17 protein-coding genes are annotated in these 23,320 nt (G+C 32.2%); 7 read left to right on the forward strand and 10 right to left on the reverse strand.

Annotated elements, in window-relative coordinates; all coding sequences use genetic code 11:
- Window positions 1-127: 127 nt before the first annotated feature.
- The 3 genes from QZ659_RS16650 to QZ659_RS16660 all read right to left on the reverse strand — a co-directional run bounded on the left by QZ659_RS16650 (window position 128) and on the right by QZ659_RS16660 (window position 8,527).
- Window positions 128-1,507, reverse strand: coding sequence for a RagB/SusD family nutrient uptake outer membrane protein (locus QZ659_RS16650; protein ID WP_366935872.1), 1,380 nt, complete (start codon window positions 1,505-1,507; stop codon window positions 128-130).
- A 77-nt stretch (window positions 1,508-1,584) separates the two neighbouring features.
- On the reverse strand, window positions 1,585-4,635 hold the full coding sequence (locus QZ659_RS16655) for a SusC/RagA family TonB-linked outer membrane protein (protein ID WP_291727524.1): 3,051 nt from the start codon (window positions 4,633-4,635) through the stop codon (window positions 1,585-1,587).
- 493 nt (window positions 4,636-5,128) lie between these two features.
- The gene (locus QZ659_RS16660) at window positions 5,129-8,527 is read right to left on the reverse strand and encodes a two-component regulator propeller domain-containing protein (RefSeq protein ID WP_291727525.1); all 3,399 of its coding nucleotides are present in this window, start codon (window positions 8,525-8,527) and stop codon (window positions 5,129-5,131) included.
- A 269-nt stretch (window positions 8,528-8,796) separates the two neighbouring features.
- On the opposite strand from QZ659_RS16660, the gene QZ659_RS16665 reads away from it, so the two are divergent.
- From QZ659_RS16665 to QZ659_RS16685, 5 genes are all read left to right on the forward strand, one after another.
- Window positions 8,797-9,543 carry an FkbM family methyltransferase gene (locus QZ659_RS16665; RefSeq protein ID WP_291727527.1) on the forward strand — a complete coding sequence of 249 codons (747 nt, stop codon included), beginning with the start codon at window positions 8,797-8,799 and terminating at the stop codon, window positions 9,541-9,543.
- Window positions 9,544-9,906: 363 nt separating this feature from the next.
- The gene (locus QZ659_RS16670) at window positions 9,907-12,075 is read left to right on the forward strand and encodes a 7TM diverse intracellular signaling domain-containing protein (RefSeq protein ID WP_291727529.1); all 2,169 of its coding nucleotides are present in this window, start codon (window positions 9,907-9,909) and stop codon (window positions 12,073-12,075) included.
- Between the two features lie 132 nt (window positions 12,076-12,207).
- Complete coding sequence (locus QZ659_RS16675) at window positions 12,208-13,086, forward strand: YicC/YloC family endoribonuclease (protein WP_291727531.1); 879 nt, start codon at window positions 12,208-12,210, stop codon at window positions 13,084-13,086.
- Window positions 13,087-13,109: 23 nt separating this feature from the next.
- Window positions 13,110-13,943: a hypothetical protein gene (locus QZ659_RS16680; RefSeq protein ID WP_291727532.1), complete on the forward strand. Its 834-nt coding sequence runs from the start codon at window positions 13,110-13,112 to the stop codon at window positions 13,941-13,943.
- Window positions 13,944-13,981: 38 nt separating this feature from the next.
- Window positions 13,982-14,617 carry a class I SAM-dependent methyltransferase gene (locus QZ659_RS16685; RefSeq protein WP_291727534.1) on the forward strand — a complete coding sequence of 212 codons (636 nt, stop codon included), beginning with the start codon at window positions 13,982-13,984 and terminating at the stop codon, window positions 14,615-14,617.
- A gap of 110 nt (window positions 14,618-14,727) precedes the next feature.
- Here QZ659_RS16685 and QZ659_RS16690 read toward each other — a convergent pair whose 3' ends face one another.
- From QZ659_RS16690 to QZ659_RS16720, 7 genes are all read right to left on the reverse strand, one after another.
- On the reverse strand, window positions 14,728-15,294 hold the full coding sequence (locus QZ659_RS16690) for a YceI family protein (RefSeq protein ID WP_291727537.1): 567 nt from the start codon (window positions 15,292-15,294) through the stop codon (window positions 14,728-14,730).
- Between the two features lie 31 nt (window positions 15,295-15,325).
- Window positions 15,326-16,246 carry a DUF5777 family beta-barrel protein gene (locus QZ659_RS16695; protein WP_291727539.1) on the reverse strand — a complete coding sequence of 307 codons (921 nt, stop codon included), beginning with the start codon at window positions 16,244-16,246 and terminating at the stop codon, window positions 15,326-15,328.
- 62 nt (window positions 16,247-16,308) lie between these two features.
- Window positions 16,309-16,701, reverse strand: a complete 393-nt coding sequence (locus QZ659_RS16700) for a c-type cytochrome (RefSeq protein WP_291727540.1) — start codon at window positions 16,699-16,701, stop codon at window positions 16,309-16,311.
- A 196-nt stretch (window positions 16,702-16,897) separates the two neighbouring features.
- Entirely contained in the window at window positions 16,898-18,784 is a 1,887-nt protein-coding gene (locus tag QZ659_RS16705; protein WP_291727542.1) for an OmpA family protein, read from the reverse strand.
- Between the two features lie 577 nt (window positions 18,785-19,361).
- A complete protein-coding gene (locus QZ659_RS16710; RefSeq protein WP_291727544.1) occupies window positions 19,362-19,907 on the reverse strand; it encodes a hypothetical protein in 546 nt (181 codons plus the stop codon).
- Between the two features lie 122 nt (window positions 19,908-20,029).
- Window positions 20,030-20,530, reverse strand: a complete 501-nt coding sequence (locus QZ659_RS16715) for a hypothetical protein (RefSeq protein ID WP_291727546.1) — start codon at window positions 20,528-20,530, stop codon at window positions 20,030-20,032.
- Window positions 20,531-20,607: 77 nt separating this feature from the next.
- Complete coding sequence (locus QZ659_RS16720; RefSeq protein ID WP_291727548.1) at window positions 20,608-21,231, reverse strand: hypothetical protein; 624 nt, start codon at window positions 21,229-21,231, stop codon at window positions 20,608-20,610.
- A gap of 49 nt (window positions 21,232-21,280) precedes the next feature.
- Between QZ659_RS16720 and QZ659_RS16725 the strand changes: the two genes are divergently transcribed.
- A complete protein-coding gene (locus QZ659_RS16725; RefSeq protein ID WP_291727550.1) occupies window positions 21,281-22,027 on the forward strand; it encodes a LytR/AlgR family response regulator transcription factor in 747 nt (248 codons plus the stop codon).
- Window positions 22,024-23,320: hypothetical protein (locus tag QZ659_RS16730; RefSeq protein WP_291727552.1), on the forward strand; the 1,297-nt coding region annotated here is incomplete at its 3' end. The genes QZ659_RS16725 and QZ659_RS16730, both read left to right, overlap by 4 nt.

A 23,320-nucleotide genomic window follows, 5' to 3' on the forward strand; every position in this document is an offset into this window, starting at 1 on the left:
AATTGAAAATTAATCCCTAATTTACGATTTTGCAACTAAAATCATATAGTGCCATATAAATCATAAAAAAACCACTAAGAAATTGATTTCTTAGTGGTTTTAGAGATATTAATTCACGAATCAGATATTAATAACCTGGATTTTGTTCTAAAACAGGATTTGCATCTATTTCACGTTCAGGAATAGGTAAAATGATTTTAGGGTCATTGAAACCAATTTCACTTGGAGCACCTGCTAAATTAGAGTTTTCAATTCTGTTTACACCTTTTCCATTACGAGTAAGGTCAAACAAACGATGTCCTTCAAAAGCAAGTTCTCTTCTTCTTTCTTCAAGGATATCATCTACAGTAACTGAACTAAGAGCAGAAGCACCTCTAGCTACACGAATTGAATTTACATCTGCCAAAGCTGCACTAAAGTTTCCTAATTTTGCTTGAGCCTCAGCTCTATTTAGTAACACTTCTGCATAACGAATAATTCTTGGGCTAGATAAACCAAATATTCCACTTTCACCTCCAAATTTGAAAGAGTACTCATCTCCATCTTCAGGTCTAATAAAACTTAGACGAATATCTCCCTCAGGATAGATATTAATTAGATCATTTGTAGGGCGAACATCTCCATAACCAGCAGGTACAAATATATTACCCAAATTATTTGCGCCTCTATTTTCAGCAGCAACAAATTTCAAAGTAAATATTTCTTCTGAAGAACCAGAACTAGCCCAAGAGTTCACATATGCCTCTCCAGAAAGAAGTTCAAACCCTCCTATTTTATTGGCAGCATCAATAGCCTTTTGATTATCTCCTTTGTAAAGATATACTCTTGAAAGATAAGCATTAGCTGCATCATCTGAAATGCGATATGGAGAAGTGAATGAAAGTAATGGTACTGCCGCCTCTAGATCAGCAATTACTTGTGCATAAACTTCAGCAACTGTAGCACGTCCATTGAATTCATCTTCTGAACTTAGAACTAAAGGCACACCTAGACTAGCTCCATTATCGTCTATATAAGGACGTCCCATAAGACGAACCAAATCAAAGTGAGCTATAGCACGTCCAAATAAAGCTTCTCCCTTTAAAGAGTTACGTTTAGCTTCATTCTCAGCACCATTTGCTTCCAAATTATCAATATTCTGAAGAATATTATTAGCAGCTTTGATAGTTTGGTACGCTCTTGTATATAGGTCTCTAACATCACCTGAAGTAGCTACGATATTATATGAATAAAAAGGTATGAATCTATTTGAATTTTCTGGAGTAATAAGAGTGTTATCTGCCATTAAATCTGGGATAACTATTGCATTACGCCCATAGTATTCAAGAGTTTGCATTCTATCGTACATTCCTAAAACTGCAGACTCAGCAGCATCTAGAGAACTAAATACTTGATCATCACTTAGTTCTTGTTCTGGTTGTACGTCTAAAAAATCATCACAACTAGTAGTTGTAACAAGTAAAGTTACAGCCAACGAAGCTGTCATTATATATTTTCTTATAGCCATTATTTTATGAAGTTTTATTCTTGTGTTAAAACAATGTCCTATGAACTATAATAAAATTCATAGAACATTTTTAAATATTATAGAGAAATATCTATACCAAATGTAAATGATTTTCCATTTGGATAACGGAAAAACTCAGTTCCACTTTCATCAGCCTCAGGATCAAATCCTGTATAATTAGTAGCAGTCCAAAGATTTGTACCTTGCACAAACACTCTTACACCAGTCAATTTAGCTTTAGAAAGAATACTTGTAGGAAGAGTATAACCTAAAGTTACATTTCTCAAACGAATATAAGCCCCATCTTCCAAATAGCGAGTAGAAGTAGAACGAGCATTTCCATTTCCACCTACTAGAACTTGTGGACGACTAGCAATATCACCTGGTTGTTGCCAACGATCTTCAAGAGTAGCAGCTGATTGATTGAATCCATAGTAAAAACCATCTGAATCTGTAATAGTGCGAGTGCTATTGTAAATACTATTTCCTTGTACAACGTAAAGAAGAGCTGAGAAGTCTATCCCCTTATAAGAAACTGTATTGATAAAACTACCATACCATTTCGGAACAGCATTTCCTACAATTCTACGATTTGCTTCACTATAGTCTAAAGTAACAGTTCCTTCTTCTGTCAGCCAAGTAGGAGCTCCTGTTTCAGGATCAGCTCCTTGGTACTCTCTTAAGTAAAATGAGCGAATAGGTTCTCCCTCTCTATAAATTTGAGTACCATTAATAATATCTTCTCCTCCAGGTAATTTGATAACTTTATTTCTATTAGCAGTATATAAGAAAGTACTTGTCCAAGAGATACCATCTTTACCACCTACAATATTACGAGTAACCAATTGTAGTTCCACACCTCTGTTACGTACTTTACCAATATTATCATTGCGAGTAGTAAAACCTGTTGTAGATGGAATAGGAACTGCAAAGAGCAAATCTACAGATTCACGACTATACCAGTCAATCGAACCGTTAATTCTTTCCTTTAAAATACCAAAGTCTAGCCCAACATCAAATTGTCCAGTTTTTTCCCACTTCAAGTTAGGATTTGATAACTGAGTAGGTACTGCAGCAGGTTGACCATCATAAGCTACTGAAAAACTATATAGACCTAAACTAGGAAAATTTGATATAGCTGGATTTACATCTGCTTGAGTACTAAAATTTGCATTTCCTGATATACCATATCCAGCTCTAATTTTTAATAGATTAATGATATCTACATCTTGCAAAAATGCTTCTTCTTTAATGCTCCAAGAACCTCCTATTGCTGCAAAAGTTGCAGAGCGATTATTTGCACTAAAACGAGAAGATCCATCTCTACGAATACTAGCTGTCAGACGATATTTATTCATATATGAGTAGTCAGCATTTGCAAATAAAGATACAAATGTATAATCACTACCTGTTCCAAAAACACCTTCAGGAACAGCGGCAGAGTTTAAGGTAAGTAATAATCCATTTGAAAAACCTGTACCTGTAGTTCCAAAACTATTATTCTTATTAGATTGTGTTTCACCACCTACTAGAACATTAAAGTTGTGTACCTCATTAAAAACACGCTCATATCTTAAAATTGCTTGAGAAGTAAGAGTAAATACTTCTGTTACACCTTGAGATATACGACCTCTAATGCCTCCACCCTCAACATCACCATCACCATCATTAGTAGTAAGGTCAGTAATAGATTTTTCAGAAAGATTAACCCAATCCATACCTACTTTAGCATCTAGTGACAATCCTTTTGCTATTTTATAACTTCCATTTATATTTCCAAGTGTACGGAAAGTACCACTGTTTCTTTTGTTCAACGTAGTAGTACGAACAAAATTGTCTGGAATAGCTCTAAAATCAAATCCTTGTACAAGTTCACCAGTAATAGGATCACGAGGAGAATCAAAAGGAACATTTAAATAAGCTCCTAATAATGGACTATTAAACTGGTTGCCTGGTGAAGCACTTACCCTATCAGAGTAAGAGACATTTAATTGCACACCAAAAGATAATCTATCATTAGTTTTGTGATTCAAATTAAGTCTAGTAGAGTAACGTTCAAAATCACTACCAATTAATATACCTTGTTGTTGAAAGTAAGCTGCTGAAGCAAAGAAATTAGTTTTTTCATTTCCACCTGAAGCAGATAAGTTATGGCTTTGAGTAGTACCAGTACGAAATGCTTCATCTATCCAATTTGTATTAACACTTCTTAGCTCAGCAGGAAATTCTCCATCGATAACTGACTGAGGGTATCCAGAATTTACAAGAGCCTCCGAGTAATAATCTATGAATTGATCTGTTGAAAGGTTTTCATAACCATTAAAATTAGGTGTAGTGGTACCATACTGAGAACTAAGTTTGAAACTTGTTTTTCCACCTTTTGAACCTGATTTAGTAGTAATTAAAACTACACCATTAGCTCCACGAGAACCATAAAGTGCAACTGCAGTTGCATCTTTCAAAATTGTAATATTTTCTATATCATTTGGATTGATATTAGATAATGGATCTTGAATCAATGAAGTTTGAGTACCTCCATCATTCAGATAGATAGCTGTAAGATCTGGAGAATCCTGTACAATAATTCCATCAATTACATAAAGTGGATTACGACTTGCACCCACTGACCCTGTACCACGTACTCTAATTTGAGAAGGTACACCTGGTTGTCCTACACTACTTGTGGTTTGTGCTCCAGCAACACGACCTTGAATAAGTTGATTTACATCAGTCAGTGGTATTTGAGCTATTTCTTCTCCATCTACTACAGATACAGCAGAAATTAATTCTTCACGAGTTTTGTTTCCTGTATAACCTGTTACAAATACAGCTTCTAAAGATTCATCTGCTAATGTAACATCGATAACTGTACGGTTTCCAATAGTTTCTTCAGCAGTTTTGTAACCTACAAAACGATACACAAGAACATCACTACCCTCTGGGACAGTGATAGTATATTTACCTTCTATATCTGTTTGTGTACCTTGGGTTGTTCCTTTTATCTGAACGGTAGCACCAGGTAAAGCTCCATCAGCAGAGGTTACAGTACCTGTAATTGTTCGTTGTGCCCAAGCTGAACCAACCAGCAAGAACATCAACATCATACTGAGTAATAATTTTCTCTTCATGAGTAAATTGTTGTTTTTGATAAAAATTGAAAAATAATTTTCGGAGGGTGTATTTATTTTTATAGTTGTGATATTCAAATCAAAACATATTGAAATAAATTTCACGAACTAATTATCATAAAATAAAAAGATAAAAACACTTTTTGCCTTCTAATTCAGACAAATTTTGATTGTTGGGATGGGGACTATAAATTTAATACTTTTTATATAAAAATCCTAATTTTTAAATTATAAAGTATCAAACAAAAACATATTATAGTTTCATCAAACACTAAAATTTATCCTCATTACTCTAACAAAAGGTAATTTTTCTGATTGCAATTAAATCAAAATTTATATTAAGACAAAATGTTTTTTACAAAATTTTACGTAAAGTGTTGTTAAAAAATATATTTTTTTAACTCAAAACACTGTGAGTCAAGTTGTTAAACTATGATTTTTAATAAGACGAACAAAATATATTTAGAAGAGAAAAAATAGGCTTATTTTTCTCTTACATGCGTATTCCTACTACCAGTACATCATCTATCTGACGTTGTAGTCCTTGCCAATGAATAAAGCTCTCTTTGAGTTTATTTTGTTGTTCGTCAAGTGGTAGATGCTGAATTTTATTTAAGAGTTCTATAAAACGTTTTTTAGTAAACTTTCTACCTTCTGCTCCTCCAAACTGGTCTAAAAACCCATCTGTGGTAAGATAAATCATGTCATTTTTTTGGAGTTTTATATGTTTATCTGTAAATGTTTTTTTCTTTTGTTTAGTAAGAGTTCCCCCAATGGAAAACCTATCTCCTTTCAGTTCTTTCACTTGTCCATTTTCTGTATAGAAAAGTGGATTTTTTGCTCCTGAAAAGACAATACTACAATTTTCTCTATTTAAGCTAATCATAGACATATCCATACCATCTCTACTTTTCCACATCTTGCCTGTTTCATGTAATACATTTCCTTCGTTTTGCTTGAGCCAATCTACAATTCCTTCATTCATTTCCATCAAAATTTCAGAGGGTTTATTAATTAATTTTACCTTTGTAGTTTGTTCTAACATAGCAAAGCCAACGACTGACATAATTGCCCCTGGTACGCCATGACCTGTACAATCTACTACAGCAAACTGGCTTACTCCATTTTTCTTCCATGCCCAATAGAAATCTCCACTTACAATATCACGAGGCTGAAAAAATATAAAATGGTCGGTAAAAGACTCTTTCATCTCTTCTTCAGAAGGAATAATTGCATCTTGAATGCGTTGTGCATAACGAATCGAATCTGTAATCTTCTTATTTGTAGATTCAATTAAAGTATTTTGCTCCTCTACTTTCTCTTTTTCTAAGGTGAGCTCTTGCGTACGTTGGGCTATCCTTTCTTCTAGTTGCTTTCGTTTCTGTTCGACTCTCCATATTCTCCATCTATAAATTAGGAAAAGAATTATGAGGATTAAAGCAACAAACGCAATTCTAGCTTCTAAAGTATTGTACCATGCAGCCGTAATTACAATATCTACTGAAATAGGCTCTTCGTTCCATACGCCATCAGAATTAGCCCCTTTTACTAAAAACTTATATGTACCTGCATCTAGGTTTGTATAATATGCCTCTCCTCTATCAGATTCTATCCAATCGGAATCAAACCCCTCTAGTTTGTATTTATATTTATTTCTTTTAGGAAAGGAATAATGTAGTGATGCAAAAAAGAAAGTAAAAGAATTTTGAGTATGATTTAATTCTATTTTTTCAGTTAAAGAAATATGATTTTGCAGGACACTACTATCTCCAATAGCAATATCTTTATTATTGATTTGGAAGTTTGTAAATAATAAAGGAGCTACATAGCTATTTCCTTTAATGCTATCAGGATGAAAGTAATTTAAACCATTTATACCACCAAAATACATCATTCCAGACTTGCCTTTTGTATATGCTCCTGAATTGAACTCATTGGCTTGTAGTCCGTCCTCTACACCAAAATTGGTAAATGTGGTATCTTTAGGGTTGAATTTGCTGATTCCTCTATTGGTGCTGAACCATAAATTCTTTTTAGAATCTTCCAAAACCCCATACAATACATTGTTAGGCAAACCGTCTTCTTCTGTAAGATGAACAAACTTTCCACTTTTTCTATCTAGTTTGTTTAGACCTCCTCCATAAGTGAGTACCCAAAAATTGTTATTGCTATCTTCATAAACTGGATAAATACGGTTTGTACTTATACTGTACTTATCATTTACGTTGCTTTTATATGCTGAAAAGACTTGATTTTTTGCATCAAATTTATTTAAGCCTCCTCCATAAGTACTTATCCATAATGTTCCGTCTGAATCTTCATAAATATCTCGTACTCTATCGTTTGATAGTGAGTTAGGAAGACTTGGGTCGTGCGTAAATGTGGTAAATGTTTTAGTATTTTCATCGTATTTTGAAAGTCCTCCTTTATCTGTTCCGATCCACATTGTACCTTCTTTATCTTGATAAATTACTCGTATTGAGTTACTCAAAAGCCCCTTTGCAGTACGTGTTGTCAAATGCTGTATAAAATTTGCTCCCAAACTAGCATTTCTATTATCAAAAATATATACTCCATTATTCATTGTCCCTACCCACACTCTACTTTTATTGTCTTCATAGAGTGCATAAACTCTTTTTCCATACAGCATTCCAATTACAGAAGCCTGTTCTAAGCTCTCTTCATATTTATTTAACCCTTGTACTGTGCCTATCCAAAGTATGCCGTGCTTATCTTCTAAGATACTTCGCACTGTATTATCACTTAGTCCTGTACGAGAAGCATTATAGGTAGAAAATTTTATTCTGTTTCTGTCAAACTTATTTATACCATAACCATTTGTTCCAATCCAAAAAATACCTGCTCTGTCTTCAAACATTGTCAGAATATCGTTCGAAGAAAGACTAGAAGGGTCTGTATTACGAGAACGAATCACACGTAAACGAGGCGAACTATACCAAGGCTTTAGATATTGTAAACCATCATCTGTCATAAGCCAAAGTAAACCTCTGCTATCAATAAATAGATTATTTATGTTCAAATATCTGTTCTGAACGACATCTATATGGTTACTTCCTGTAAAAGTACGCTTGAAAAGTCCTCCATTTCCTCCTGCCCAAATATGACCAGAATTATCTCTTATGATTCCATTGATGGCATCTCGTCTAAAACCACGTTTTTCAAACTTTTTTGTTTTTCTATTAAAAAGAGCTAGACCTGCATTTGTACCTACCCATAAATTATCTTCTTTATCTTCTAAAAAACAGCGTACAATGCACTCATCAAGTTCTTTTTCTCTAAAAGTTTCAAAGGTTTTGGAATCTTGAATAAAATGTACCAATCCTTCGTCTGTACCAGCCCAAATTTCTCCATCTTTATCACAAATAATAGAGCGAATTGTATTACTAATAATACTTGTTTCATCTACAGGGTTATTTCGGTATCTGATAAAACGTTGCTTGGCAAAGTCAAAAACATTTAAACCTCCTTCTGTTCCTATCCAAATATTTCCTTGTTTGTCTTCTGTAATGCAAAGAATAAGATTATCTGAAATGGAATTTACATCATCGACAGCTCTTTTATAATGATGAAACTTTATACCATCATACATATTGAGCCCATCTTGTGTACCAATCCAAAGCAAACCACGAGAATCTTGAAAAAACACATTGGGTGTATTTTGTGAAAGCCCATCATCAATCGTAATATGTTCGAAAGACATATTTTGTTGAGCATAAGCAACAGAAAACAACCCTATCATAAAAAAACAATTCATCATCAAAACCATCACAAAAAATAACTGTAAGAAATTTTTTACTGATTTTTTCTGTGATAAATCTTTTTTATAGACTTTTTTAAAAATAGAAACTATATTTTCTTTGAAAGGATTCAAGCGTGTATTTATTGTTTTTTGCTACATTTCAACTATTAGCAAAAGCAGAAAAATAATATTGAAACATACCGAATACGAATAAACAAAGTTGCTTAAAATAATGGTAAAAATCCACTACCAAGTCATATTTTTTTAAACTTTATTGTAATTTTTATCTTCAAAAATTAATAAATTCAAAGGAAAGACCACATATTTTAGTTTTGAGTTTGAAAAAGGGTTTCCTAATTTTGCCTATTCATTCTCATCGAAACAGGATAATTTACATCAGTTTGAAACAAAAATTAGTACGCTCTCTAAAAGCCTTTATTAATAAATTAGGCTATCATATTGATAAAATAGACAGAAACTCACTTACAATGGCTGGAGGACTAGAACGCAGCTCAAAACATACCTCTCCAAAAAGCTTTATAGATGTAGGAGCTTCTGATGGTAGGTGGACAGAGTTAGCGATGCAATTCTTTCCAAATTCATATTATTTACTAATTGAAGCACAAGAAGGACACCGTAAGGATTTAGAACATTTTCAATCAAAAAAAGACAATCTCTCAATCTGTATGGCTGCTGCTGGAGACTCGGAAGGAGAAATTTATTTTGATGCTTCCGACTTACATGCAGGGTTGGCTTCTAAAGAAAAATTAGAAAAAAACTGCATTACTGTTCCTGTTACGACAATAGACTTACAAATAGAAAAACATAACCTACAACCTCCTTTTTGTATCAAACTAGACACACACGGTTTTGAGATTCCGATTTTGGAAGGAGCAGAAAAAGCCTTAGAGAAAGCTGAACTACTCATCATTGAAGCCTACAATTTTCAAATTGTCAAGAATGAGGAAGATAGTTCACAAAACAGTCTTCGATTTTATGAACTCTGTCAATATTTAGATAAAAAAGGATTTTATCCTGCTGATATTGTGGATATTATGCGAAGAAAAAAAGATGATATGCTTTGGCAAATGGATATGTTTTTTTATAAAAAAGAAAATAATGTTTTTAAGAGTAATTCGTATGACTAAAATCAAAAATCATATATTCCTGTCATACACCTATAAAATATCAGAACACAATTCCTACCTAGCCTTCTATAAAAAGAGATAATTTATTTATATCTTGCCATAGAACATCAGATTAAGTATTCAATAAAGACAAAAACTTGAATTTTGATTACTCACTAAAAATCAATATTTTGGGTAAAATAGAAATAGGTTCTAAGTCTAATACAAAGCAATCAAAATATTCCCCTTATATAATTTTGAAACTGTTTTGCTTTTACTTGCTCTGTTTATCTCTGTTCAAAATAAATACTTAACAAAAAATAATATCCTACTGCTGTTGATTAGTTTCGTTTGCCCTACTTATCATAAATATTGATTTGTTTTATGTCATACCTTAAAGTATGCTATTCTCTTATTGTTAAAAACCTAGCTCTTTTTATCCAAACTACTTGTGTAGTCTTGTTTTTTTCTTGTCCCTTACTTGCTCAAAACACACAAGAATTTGAGAAAAAATATATCACTATAGATAATGCTAAGACATCCTACCCTCTAACTAAATATTTACGTTATTATGACGATAAAAATGGTAATTTGTCTATTGATGAAATTAGTAAAATGACAGACCAATTTTCAGATGTTTTACAAATTACTGAAAACACAAAATATGTTTGGGCTTATTTTGATGTAAAAAATAAAACAGATGAAGAATGGCTCATTGATACAAAAACAGAAAACAGTGTGTTATATGTAAAGAGAAACAACGAATGGAAAATTTATACTCCTTCAAATTATTTGTATTCACGTGAATATATTCTTTTACCTATATCCAAATTTGGCACTTCCGAACGTATTTATGTAAAGATAATTCCGTATCCTAAAATGGGTAAAACAAAATCGCATGTTTACATGAGGCAGCGACTTTCTTACGAACAAAGGTTTCTAAACGATACTATTTTCTACATGTTGGTTGTAGGGGTTATATTTGGCTTATTTTTTTACAATTTATTTCTTGCCATAAGTACAAAAAGTTATAGCTACTATTTTTATAGTTTTTCAATTTTGATAGGTGGTCTATTGTTCTTATTCTACTCTATGTTGTTCAGAGAATTTTTAATGGAAAAAAGGTATGTCAGTCTTATTTCAAATATTCTAACACCTTTATCTATCATTTCTTTTGTTCTTTTCTCTTTAGCATATTTCAAAGAAAGCCTTAAAAGCAAATGGACAAAGGTTATTATCTTCCTTATACTATTTAATGTTGTAGCTTCTACAATTTACACATACAACACATTTTATTATTCAGACTCTTCTTATGCACCTCTAGGAAACATTAGTATTATCAGTATTTATACTTCTCTATTAGTGTTTTCTATTTATAAAACGAAAAAAGGAGCATTAGGAGGAAGGTGGTTCTTACTTGCGAACTCTCTCTTAATCATTACTATACTGATTGCCATAATAGTTTCTCAGTTTTTAACTGCTATAAATATTGGTTATGCTATCGGTGTTGGTGTTGTTATTCAGTTACTTTTGTTTTCTTTTGCTTTGGGTTCTCGTTTTAATTCAATCAAAAAGCAAATTGCTCAAAAAGAAATGGAGCAAAAAGAACTAGAAAAAAATCAACTTTTAGAACTACAAAAACTCACAGAACAAAAAAATATAGAACTAGAAGAAAAAGTAGAAAACAGAACTTCTAAATTACGAGAGGCAAATCAAGAAATGGAAAGTCTAATAGAGGAATTAGATACTACAAATAGCTCACTAAAAAGTACATACGCACAGCTACAAGTTCAGCATAAAAAGATAACGGATAGCATTTATTATGCAAATAATATCCAAAAAGCTGTTCTTCCAGCAATTTCAAATATGAAAGCCGATTTTCCAGATTTATTTGTTTTCTTTCGTCCTCGTAATGTAGTTAGTGGAGATTTTTATTGGTATAAAAAATTAGAAGACGACAAATATTTGTTGGGGGCTTTTGACTGTACTGGACATGGTGTACCAGGAGCATTTATGTCTATGATAAGTTCTCAAATTTTGAATGAAATTGTTTCAGTACACAAGAAGATAATGCCTAATGAAATTTTAGATGAGCTTCGCAAAACCATTTATTTTTCTCTCAAACAAAACGAAAATGCTAACAAAGATGGACTAGATGCTTGTTTGGTTCTGATTGACAGGAAAGACGAAACATTATATTTTTCTGGAGCGCAAAACCCTCTCTATTACATCCAAAAAGATACGCTAGAAACTATAAAAGGAGACAACATCTATATAGGAGGACGTTATAACCATTCAGATAAATTTACACTGCATAGTATCTCATTTGCTAAACAAAAGACACTGTTTTATCTTGCTTCTGATGGCATACAAGACCAATTTGGTGGAAAAGAAAACAGAAAACTGATGAGAAAAGCCTTCAAAAAGCATTTAGAAAGAAACCAAAATCTATCCTCCAAAGAACAAAACATGTTTTGGAAATCGTTTGTTACAGAATGGCAAGGGAAGAATCAGCAAACCGATGATATGCTTTTGATAGGCTTCAGACCTTAAAACTATAAAGGACATAAAATATAGTTTCTAAGAATCCTCTATACTAAAACTTATTGTTTTGATACAGCTTTTTCAGTATGTATCTTTGTTTTTTATTACCAAAACGTAGTTAAGCCATCAGAATAAAAGATTATGTTAAAATCAATGACAGGGTATGGAAGTAGCAACCTAGAAAACGAAGAATATACCATAAATACAGAAATAAAGACAGTCAATTCGAAATATTTAGATTGTAGTCTTCGCCTTCCAAAACTATTTGCAGATAAAGAAATTGAAGTAAAAAACTTAGCTCAAAAAATACTAGAAAGAGGAAAAGTTTATATCAACTTGAATTATGTTTCGAAGGGAGAAAGCATTTCTGAATTAGCCGTCAATCAGCAACTTGTCAGTAGTTATTATGAGGCGATGATGAACTCAGCTAAAGAGTTGAATGCTCCTACTAATGATATTTTCAGAATTGCGATGATGCAAGACAATGTTTTTATCGAAAAGGCGAACGAAGAGGCTATCGAATCACATTGGAAAGCCATTTACCAAACCATTGAAAAAGGACTTTTGGACTGTAATGAGTTTAGAAAAGAAGAGGGTAAAGCTCTTCAAAATCACATTGAAAATTGTTTGAACGCTATTCAAAAATCACTTGCTGAAATTACTAAGATAGAACCTCGCAGAGTAGAAAAAATACGCCAAAAACTAGAAAAAAATATTGAAAGTGTAGTGAGTTCTGAAAATTTTGATAGAAATCGTTTCGAACAAGAGGTTATCTATTATGCCGAAAAATTAGATATTGCAGAAGAAAAAGTGCGTCTCAAAACACACATTGATTATTTTTTGAAAGAACTAAAAAAAGAAAGTACAAGTGGTAAGAAGCTAAATTTTATTACTCAAGAAATGGGAAGAGAAATAAATACGATAGGCTCAAAAGCAAACGATGCCGAAATACAACATTTTGTTGTGGAGATGAAAGAAGAATTAGAAAAAATAAAGGAACAGACTTTAAACGTTCTTTAGTGATTAGTTATCAATGATAAATTATGAAACAATTATTTTTCTATGCCTTTTTAATTTTTGGAATATTTATTTATCAAAATTTATATAGCCAAAATAATTACCCAAAAGAAACTGTGCAACTGGAGAGTGATATTTGGTTGGGATTAAATGTTCAAATAAGTCCAAATCAATGGAATGATAATACAAACCTAGACAGCAATTTTGTTTCAAAAAATGCGTTTTTTATTCAAGTTTTGGGCAAACATACTACAATAGGCACAACAGATACTGATTTTTTCTACCAGAAGAGTTTGTACCTAAGTTATGAAAGATTACTTTCTCAAAAATGGGTAGGAGGACTTTCCTATCGTTATTCTCAAGTCAATATTAATACAAATACTTTGCGTTTGCACTTACGTCATTTTTCTCCTATCAAAAAAATAGACTTGACCTTATGGCAACAGCTTGCTTTTGAGAGAATTTTGTCTAATAACTCATTCTATAAGCCTGTTTCTAGGCTTCGTTTCCAGTTTGCAGCCAACAAATATTTTACTATTTCAAACAAAAAACTGATTGGAACGCTATCTTTTGAACTCTTCAAAGAAATTCAGAAAATAAACTCAAATTCGGAACGTCGTTTCTTCCAAGAACATCGTCTTCAAACAGAATGGTTTTTCCCTATTTATAAAAATATATACTTGGGAGCTTTTGCAGGCTTTCATACCCAACAGTTTATTGCTTTAGCACAGTTCGATATGGATGGAGAAGAACTAAAACCTACAAGAAGACTCAACCAACAAACACCTGTTTTTGGAATAAGTGCTACTTTTACTTTTGGTAAAAATAATATTCCTAACAAGCGTTTGTGGATAGAATAAATAACAATATTTTACATAAAAATATACTTCATTAAACAATGAGTGAATACAAAGATTATGGTTATCAAATAGCTAATAATGACCATACAGAAGGCTATTTAGTAGATAATATTCTTTCTTTATTGGATAAAAATAAAAATAAACTAATTCTTGATGTAGGTTGTGGAAATGGATGGCTAACAGCTATTTTGATTCAAAATGGATTTAATGTATATGGTACAGATGCCTCTGAAAGTGGTATCAAAATAGCTAACCAACGTAAAGAATCTAATGAAAAACAACGCTTCTTTGTACAAGACTTGAGTAAAGATACGCTACCTAATGAAATTTCAGTATTAAAATTTGATACGATTATCTCTACTGAAGTTATCGAACATCTCTACGACCCAAGAAAATATATTTCTTTTTGTAAACAAGTTCTCCAACAAAATGGAGGAGGTCAAATTTTGATTACTACGCCTTATCATGGTTATCTAAAAAATGTTTTACTTTCTATTACTGGAAAGATGGATGCTCATTTTACAGCTCTTTGGGATGGAGGACATATAAAATTTTGGTCTAAGAAAACACTTACACAGCTTTTAGAGGAAAATGACTTTAAAGTAACTGATTTTGTAGGTTGTGGTCGTTTGCCTTATCTATGGAAATCTATGCTTATTAAAGCTAAGATATAAAAGTCGTTTAAGAATAATTTCTGTTTTTCAGCTTGCAAACTATTAACCGTGTCCTGTGGCACACAGAACACAGATTTTCCTATTCTTAAACAAATTCATATATGATATTTTCACTTTTTATCATAAAGTTTCAAATCAGAATTCATATCTACTTTTACTGTTTCAGCTATTTTCTGAAACATAAGTGATGGAATTTTTATGGCGTGGTCTTCTAATTTCACATTAAATGTACTCTTAATAGAAGCCTTACCACCTTGAACAATTATCTGACTAGGAATTTTACGAGGCTGTTTCTTTCCATGTATTTCTAAATCTCCAACTGCCATTACATCATAAGTTCCGTCTTTTGTCAAATCATAGTCACCTTCAATTTTTCCTTTAAAACTAGCATTCGGATACTTTTCACTATCCATATAGTTTTCATTGAAATGCTGTTGCATTAAAGATGAAGGAAAAACGAACGATTTGATAGGAATACGAAAAGCAAAACTATTGGTTTTGGTATCAATAACACCTTTACACGCCTCATTAGTTGCTTCTATATCTTCCATGGGTGCGCTAGAAAAAAAATGAACTTTGCTATTTTCCAACACGTAACGCTGTGCAGAAACTGTTGAGAACAAACTTTGCAAAACAAATAATATTGCAATAAAAAATAAATATTGAGAAATTTTCATAAGTAGGTAGAATAATTAAAGTGTGTTGAAATTAGTTAAATTTTTTTCTGTTGATAACAAACTCTCTCGTTAGGTTGAAGCCAAAATGTATGCCACCGTCTAGCCAGTCGCCAGAGGTTTCGGCAATAAAGCCTTTTTCTATCATTGAGCGAGAATTGGTCAGATGTAGTTGAAATACGTGTCCACCAGTTTCTATATCAAAACCAATAGAGAGTGAATTGTGGAAAGAATCAAAAAGAGGCGAGTCTTCAACAGGCAAACGATAGATATATTCTGCATTGAAAGAAGTTCGTTTGGTTAGTTTTATTCTGCCCCCTAAGCCTAATGCAAAAATATCATTAGCATCATTTTCTGTCGGAACAAGATTGCGATGTACCCAAGAAGGAGCGAGCATAAATGAAAATCCTTCGCTAAACTTCTTACTCAAAATAAGTTGATTAGAATACGCCAAACGAGAAGCAAAAGTGCGCTCCTGCCCAACAGCTGGTTTTAGCGTATTGATGGCTGCCGTTCCTACATACGTCATACTGAAAGGCATTGATTTAGCTCCTGTACTTTGCCTCAAAAGGTCTGCCTTGAAAAGTCCATCGTACGTTTTTTGAAATGAATTTCTTCCCAAACCTATCATTATTCGATCACTTATTCCATATTCAAAAGCTAGTCGTATGGTAGCTTGATCTAAACCAAAAAACTCATACGCTCCACCATCAAGTGTTCCGAAACGGTGCGAAATTCTGAACTCTAAAGCACCTTTAGCAACCTTTTCTGTGGTGTGTAGATTAATAAGACGAGTAGATTTGTATGCTCCCAAAACATAGTCTGTAGTAGGGTTTTCTTCTTCTTGTTCATCTAAAAGGTCATCCAAATCGTCTTGGGCAAATGAGTTTTGAAGCAAAAAGCAAGACAAGCAAATAGTTAGAAAAGCAGTGAGGAATGAAAAATTTTTAATCATTGTTTATTTTCTTTAGTAGTAATAGTTATTTTTTTCTTTTATATGAATTGTTATAATACAAATTAGTCATTCGTTGCACCTTTTTCAATCCACGCTTCTATCTTTTTGATGTCACAATCAGCCAATTTGGAAGCTCCTTTAGGCATTGGAGAAAAACCTGATGCATGACTTATAGAACCTAATAAAGAACCTCTATCAGCAAAACCTTTTAAGGATTCATACTCCTCTAAATTGATTCCTACTCCAGCAACAGGAGCATTTTCAGCAGAATGACAACGATAGCAATTTGTTTCTAAAATAGGCTGTACCGTTCCAGAGAGCGTAACCTGTGAAGTATCACAATCTGTCCCTATGATTTCTTCCTCCTCACTTTTCCACTCACAAGCCGTAAAAATAATGCTTGAAAATAAAGTAATGAGTAAGCAAATAAATAGCGCATTGACATTTTTTTTCATATTTTTTTTGAGATTTAAGTAAACACCTAACAATGTATATACGAACACAAGATATAAATTTTTGATTTCAAATGCTAGGCTTGAATTAATTTATTTCAAGATAATTGTAGATTTTTCTAAGATTTACATAAAAAGGTACTCCTATTTTTGGGGAAAAGTAAATACGATTTTACACCAATGTAGAAAACAAGAAGAATTATTTGGAAAGAATAGTAACTTCTACTCTTCGGTTGAGTTTTCTAGTTTCTTCCTGTGCATTGCTAGCAATAGGAAATTTGCCACCATAGGCTCTAGTTTGAATACGTGAGCGATTGATTCCGTGCGAAACTAAATAATTTTGAACTGTTCGGACACGCTCACCTGAAAGACGGAGATTTACTGTATGTACTCCTACATTGTCAGTATGACCTCCCAAAGCAATTTTCATATTGGGATATTTTTTGAGCATGCCAAGAAGTTTTTCCAAATCTTCATAGGCTTCATGAAGCAATTTTGCAGTTCCTTGTTCGAATTGAATATTGTGTAGATTTAATGTTTTTCCAACCACAAATTGTTTATCAAATTCAGATTCTTCATCTTCTATGTTTACGACTTGCGTTTCTATGTCATTTTCCGTATCGGCAGTAACTAGATTTGTAGTTTCCTCTTTTTCTCCACTATTATTTTTAGCCATAATTTGGCTTTCAACTTCTACAAAAACCTTCTGAAAAACAGTATCTCTAATATAAACTGTATCACGCACATAAACAATTTTTTCTCTAATGATTTCTTTTGGCTGCTCTAGCTCTACAGCTATATTTTCAGAATCATTCTTTGCTTCAATATAAATGGGCTTCTCTACTATTTTTTCTACAATTCTATCCACAAAAACTGTATCACAACCTCCATTTGTTCTTTGATTGTTAGTATCTTCTACTTTTTCTACTTGGCTCGCATCATGGCTTGCCAAAATTTGTTCCTGCTTGTACTCTATTTTTGGTGTTTGCTCTTCTATTTTTTCTTTCCAAATATAAACCCTTCCGTCATACGAGGCTGTGGCAAGAGTTCCATTTTCAGTTGGACTAAAACGACACACTCTCACAATTCTTTTTTGTTCTGTCAGCGTAGCTATATTTTGTTTTGTCTCTGTATTCCAGATTTTTGCTACTGTTCCATTTGCTCCTGTAGCAAGCCAATTTCCATCTTTACTGTATGAGGCTGCACTATAATTTTCTTTTGGAGAAACTGTCAAAACATTTATTTTTTTAGCAGAAAAATAGTCCCACGTAACGAGTGTTCCATCAAAAGCCCAACCTGTGATTTGGTTTTTATTTGCCCCTATAACAACATCGTTTATATCTGCTTTTTCATTATGAAATCGACGTACTAAATTATGGTTTTGAAGAGAAATAGCGTACACATAATGGTCGACACTAAAAATGAGTTCATTTTCTGTGCTTGCAATCGTACCTCCTGTGATAGTATTGGAAAGCAAACCTTTTTCAGAATTAATGGAAAAAACCTGCATCGGAACTTGATTGGGAATATCTATTCTGACACGCATAATATAGCCATTATCGCCTCCAAAATATAGATATTTGTTGTTGGGAGAAAAAGCAACAAACGACGCAGAACGCAAAATCAATCCATTCGAAAGAGATAAAGGTTTGTTCTTATACTTGCCTAAGAGTTTCCCATAACGAGCATCCCAAAGACAAACCGTTCCGTCTTCTGATGCGCTTGCCAATAGATTGCCTTTTTTGTTGAAAGTTACCTCATACACACTTCCTAAATGCTCTCTCAAACGATGCCTCAAAATTCCTGTTTTTACATCCCAAATAATGATTGTTCTGTCTAGGCTTGCTGATGCAATCCATTTCCCATCTGGACTAAAACGAATATTTTGTACTCCTGCAGAATGTCCTCGTAACGTTTTATCTAAAACAAACTCTACCTCACTTTTGTCTGTTATATTATCTATTTTTTCAAAGGCAGAATTACGACTTTTAAAAGACGTTTGAGCCATAGCTTGGCTACTTTCTGTTGCTAGAAAAGAAAGAAATAATATACTCCAAGAAAAAATAAAAATAAGGGACTTTTGCATAATAAAACATCAGATCAGACTTTTCAATAGGGGAGTTTATGAAGACTGATTTGCATTATATCTATAAAAAACTATACAAAATCTGTGAAATTTCAGTAGAACAACAGATTATTAAACAACATTAACAAATTTACGAATATTAACTTAAAAAACGTTTTTTCAATACTATTTGTTTTAATCTATCAATTTCTTCTAAAACTGCTCAAAAAACCTTTTCATCTATTGTATCAAGCATCTTTTTCAATTCTTCTAAATATCTACAAGCCATAAAGTGAGACAAGTTGTCTAAGATTTTGTATTTGATTTTACTTCCTTTCTCAATAGATTCTTTCAAACTGTTTTCAGCAGTAGTTGCAGCAAATAATTCAGCTTCTTTTTCATGCCTCCATTGCTACACCCCATAACCATTACGCTATTTTCATCAAGATATTTCTTGAGTTGCTTTACACTTTTATTTTTTACTATTGGGTAGTACGTTATTTTTTGCTTATTCTGTCTGTACTTTGCTTAAAAAAGAACCATAGTTCTTGTTATTAATGATAAAGCCTTCATTATTTGCTTAGGTTGAAAGAGTATTTTAGAATTTGGTTTTAAATATTTCAGAAGCAATAAAAGCATCTCTAACAGAGTTAGGGTTTGTCATCATACTTTTATACTTTCCTGCTCCTGTATCGTTAGAATAATAGTTTCTACGCTTTTGATTTCTACTTGCTAAGTTTTTATTTTTCTCTTTCTCTCGTTGGAGTTCTTCCCTTAGTTGCTTGGTTTCCCAACTCTCCACAATGGGTTTGCCCAAATGAGGAATTATTGGTTTCTTATCTGGAATTTCTTTCAGACTTTTATTTCTTTCTTCTAGCTCTCTAGCTCTCCTATCCCTTACTTCTTGCAATAAGTTTTCGGCTGGGTTTTCTTCTTCTTCTATTTTTGGAAACTCATAACGCTGTGTAAGAGCTTTAAGTGTATCTTCCAAGGAGCGTCGTGCCTTTGGTGTTGGAGGTTCGATGACGATTTCTTCCTCGTCCATATTGTGTCTAAAATTTTGTCTTAGCTTTTTTGCACGAGAATAAATCACAAACAAAACAATGAAGACAAAAAAGATAAAAGTTAATATTGATTCAGCCATATTTTCAATTATGAATTACGAGTTGGACAATTACGAATTGAATAAAATTACAACTTCATTTATGATTTTTCATTGTCCATTATCAATTATTTTTTGTATAAACGTTACTAAGTTACGATTTGTTAGGGCAATTCTGCTATCGTAACACGATACGGCATTTTTTGGCTTCTATCTATGATGGTATAGACAAAATATTTATCATTTTTATAATGAGTAATAAAGATATCTTCTTTTCGCTCTTGTTTGAATTGGTTAAGGTTAGCATCTACAAATTGCGCTACAAAATCTTCATAGGCTTGGCGATGTTGGAAGTGCAGTTGAAGCTGATTCGTTTTTAAGCCTTTTGTTGGAGAAAAAATACTTTGCATAATATACTGTACATCGTGATAATAGATTTCAAACATCCACATATCAACTTGTGTAGTACCATGCTTTTCCGAACTGACATAAATCCAGTTTTTCTTACCAATTTCTTTATCGATACCGTCTGGGTTGGTTCTATTCTCAAAAAATGAGATAAACTCTTGAATAGTAAGTTGGTTTTTATCTACTTGAAGTGAATTACTTGTAATGAAGGAAAAGCTTAGGAAGCTAATAAGCACAATAGAAAATGTAAATTTCATTGAAATATTTTTAAGAGTATGTTAAAATTAAATAGTAATCATTTTTGTAGCTAAAAAAATCGTGCTAAAGTTAAGAACTATTTTTCTCCATACCTATCTTTTAGTTTTTTGTAAAACTGCTCTTTCGTATCAATTAGATAAATATTTCCAAAACTAGCATCATATTTCAAAGGCATATCATCTAGCATGCGATATAGAAAAAATATAGTATCATGGCAATTTTCTACTTCTAAATTTGAAAGATTATAATTGGAATATCCTTTTTCTTGATATAGTCTTTTTAAAAACAAATATTGACTTTCAGCTTCTTTAAAGGATTGATAAAGAGGAGCTTCTTCAAAACATATATCTTTTTCCCTACTCTGAATACAATAATATACTTCTTGTATTTTCATAAGTGAAGGCTCAAACCAATCATCTGAATTCCAATCTATTTCTTTTTTATATAAAGCATCATGCTTTTGTTTGAAAGCATAGAAAAATTTTATTTCTTCTCTACATTCTTGTATGTATGTAGATTGTCTTGCAATATCAGCAGATGTAGGCAAATACACTTCTAAGGTAATATCACTTTTAAGTTCTTTATTTACTCTTTGTATAAATTTACAATAATTTTCCTTCTTAATTTTTTGGCTAGGTTTGCAGCAAAACAGCCATAATAATGGTATTATCAGCCAAAATTTATTTATCTTCAACTTCATTAGTACTATAATTTTTTGTCTTTATCAAAAGAATTCAAATATAAAACGTATGCAAAAACTAAAAACTTTTATTGTAGAAGACGAACCTCTAGTAAGAGAAGAAATGATATGGCACGTTACGAATAACTCTTCTTTAGAATTTATGGGAAGTAGCGATTCTGTAAAAGGTGCATTAGAAAAAATACCCATTTTGAAACCAGACTTGTTATTGTTAGATATTCAACTCTCTGATGGAACGTCCTTTGAGATTTTGAACCAACTTCCTCAACTTGAATTTAGGTTCATATTTGTAACAGCTTTCGAACAACACACCATAAAAGCCATTCGTTATGGTGCTTTTGATTATCTTTTAAAGCCTGTAAATGACGATGAGTTTGCAATGGCTATAGAACGATTAAGAGAAAAAGTAGTAGCAGATTCTAGCGAACGACTAGCCCTAACCAATCAAGTTTATAGCAAAAAAGAACTGACTTTAGAAGACATGATTTCTATTTCCTCCATAGATTTTATACAAATGGTTAGTCTGAAAGATATTATTTTTTGTGAGAGTGACTCCTCTTATACAAAAATACATTTAAAGGATAATAAAATCATTGTTGCTTCCAAAACTCTAAAATTTTATGAAGAAGTATTACCTTCAGAATATTTTTTACGCTGTCATCAGTCTTATTTAGTAAATAAATATCATATTGATAAATATTTAAAAACAGGCTATCTTCTCCTTAAAAATGGAAAGAATATTACTGTTTCTGTTCGAAGAAAAGAATACATACTAAACCGTCTAATTGAATCATGATAAAAGATATTACTATTGCTTTATTTATCCTTGTTACTCTACTTTCTTCTTGTAAAGAAGAAAAACCTTCTACAGAACAACTTCTAAAAGAAATAAAGGAGTTTGAACGAAATATCTCAGAACAAGAAGACCCAATTTCTTTTTGGAAAAATCTACTCAAACAAAAGAGATATGCTTCTAATAGAGTAGCTAAATCAAGTATAAACACCATGATAGGAGTAGGCTTTTATCGTTCAAACCTTGATAGTGCAGAAGTTTATGGTACAAAAGCACTTGTCTTGATTGAGGATTTGGAGGGTTTTGAACGTGAGAAAATTGTAGTTTATAATAACTTAGGAAACATTGCCAATGTCAAAGGTAAATCTTTTCTATCTTCCTTTTATTATTATAGGATTATATCCATACTAGAAGCTAACCCTTCTAAGGCGGTTCTTAGGCTAGAGAGAAAAGTTCAATCTTATCTAAACAGCGCAAATGCTAATATTAACTTAAACCTTGAAGAAAGCGCATATAACCTAACCAGAGTAGCAGCAAGTTATGTAGATTCTCTTTCCAAAGGAGATTATGGAAATTATTTAAGATTTAGAATATATTCACAACTTTTTTCAAGTAGTTATAATTTGAAAAAAAATACTGATTCACTTAGTTATTACTTAGAGAAACAAGAGCAATTTTTAATTTCCCCTGAAGCTAAACGTTTTCATTATCTACAGAAAGCTTATTTTTTTGACCTCAATAACCAATTTGATTCAGCAAAGGTTTATTATCAAAAATGCTTAATCATCGACCAAAATGAGAGAAAAGATAATGTAACAACTCCTATAAATGAATATGTAGCTTATTGTGATTTATTACAAAATAGTATAAATAGAGGTAACATAAATGAAGCTGATAGTCTCATTGATAAACTAAATGAAATGCGTCAAGATATTTCTCTCAACTTACCTGACCTAACTCACGTGGATTTTTGGGAAGCTATGATGAATTATCATTACAAGTTCAAAAATTTTGAGGAATACCATGAAGCTACTGAAAAAGTATTAGAACTTATACAAGAGATTCATAAAGAAGCCGAACTACAAGCAAAAGAAGAAATGCATGCGATGTATCAGCTTGAAGAAAATAAGAAGGCAATAAAAGAGTTGAATCAAGATGTAGAAGTTAAAGAAAATCAATTACAACAAACGCAGTTTTTACTCATCATAACTACTTTAGGAATTTTGGTAGCACTAGCTATCTTGGCTCTTTTTTACTATCGCCAAAAGAACCAAAAACTCCAACAAGAATATGAGA

It is taken from the genome of Bernardetia sp., assembly GCF_020630935.1.
Taxonomy (GTDB): Bacteria; Bacteroidota; Bacteroidia; order Cytophagales; family Bernardetiaceae; genus Bernardetia.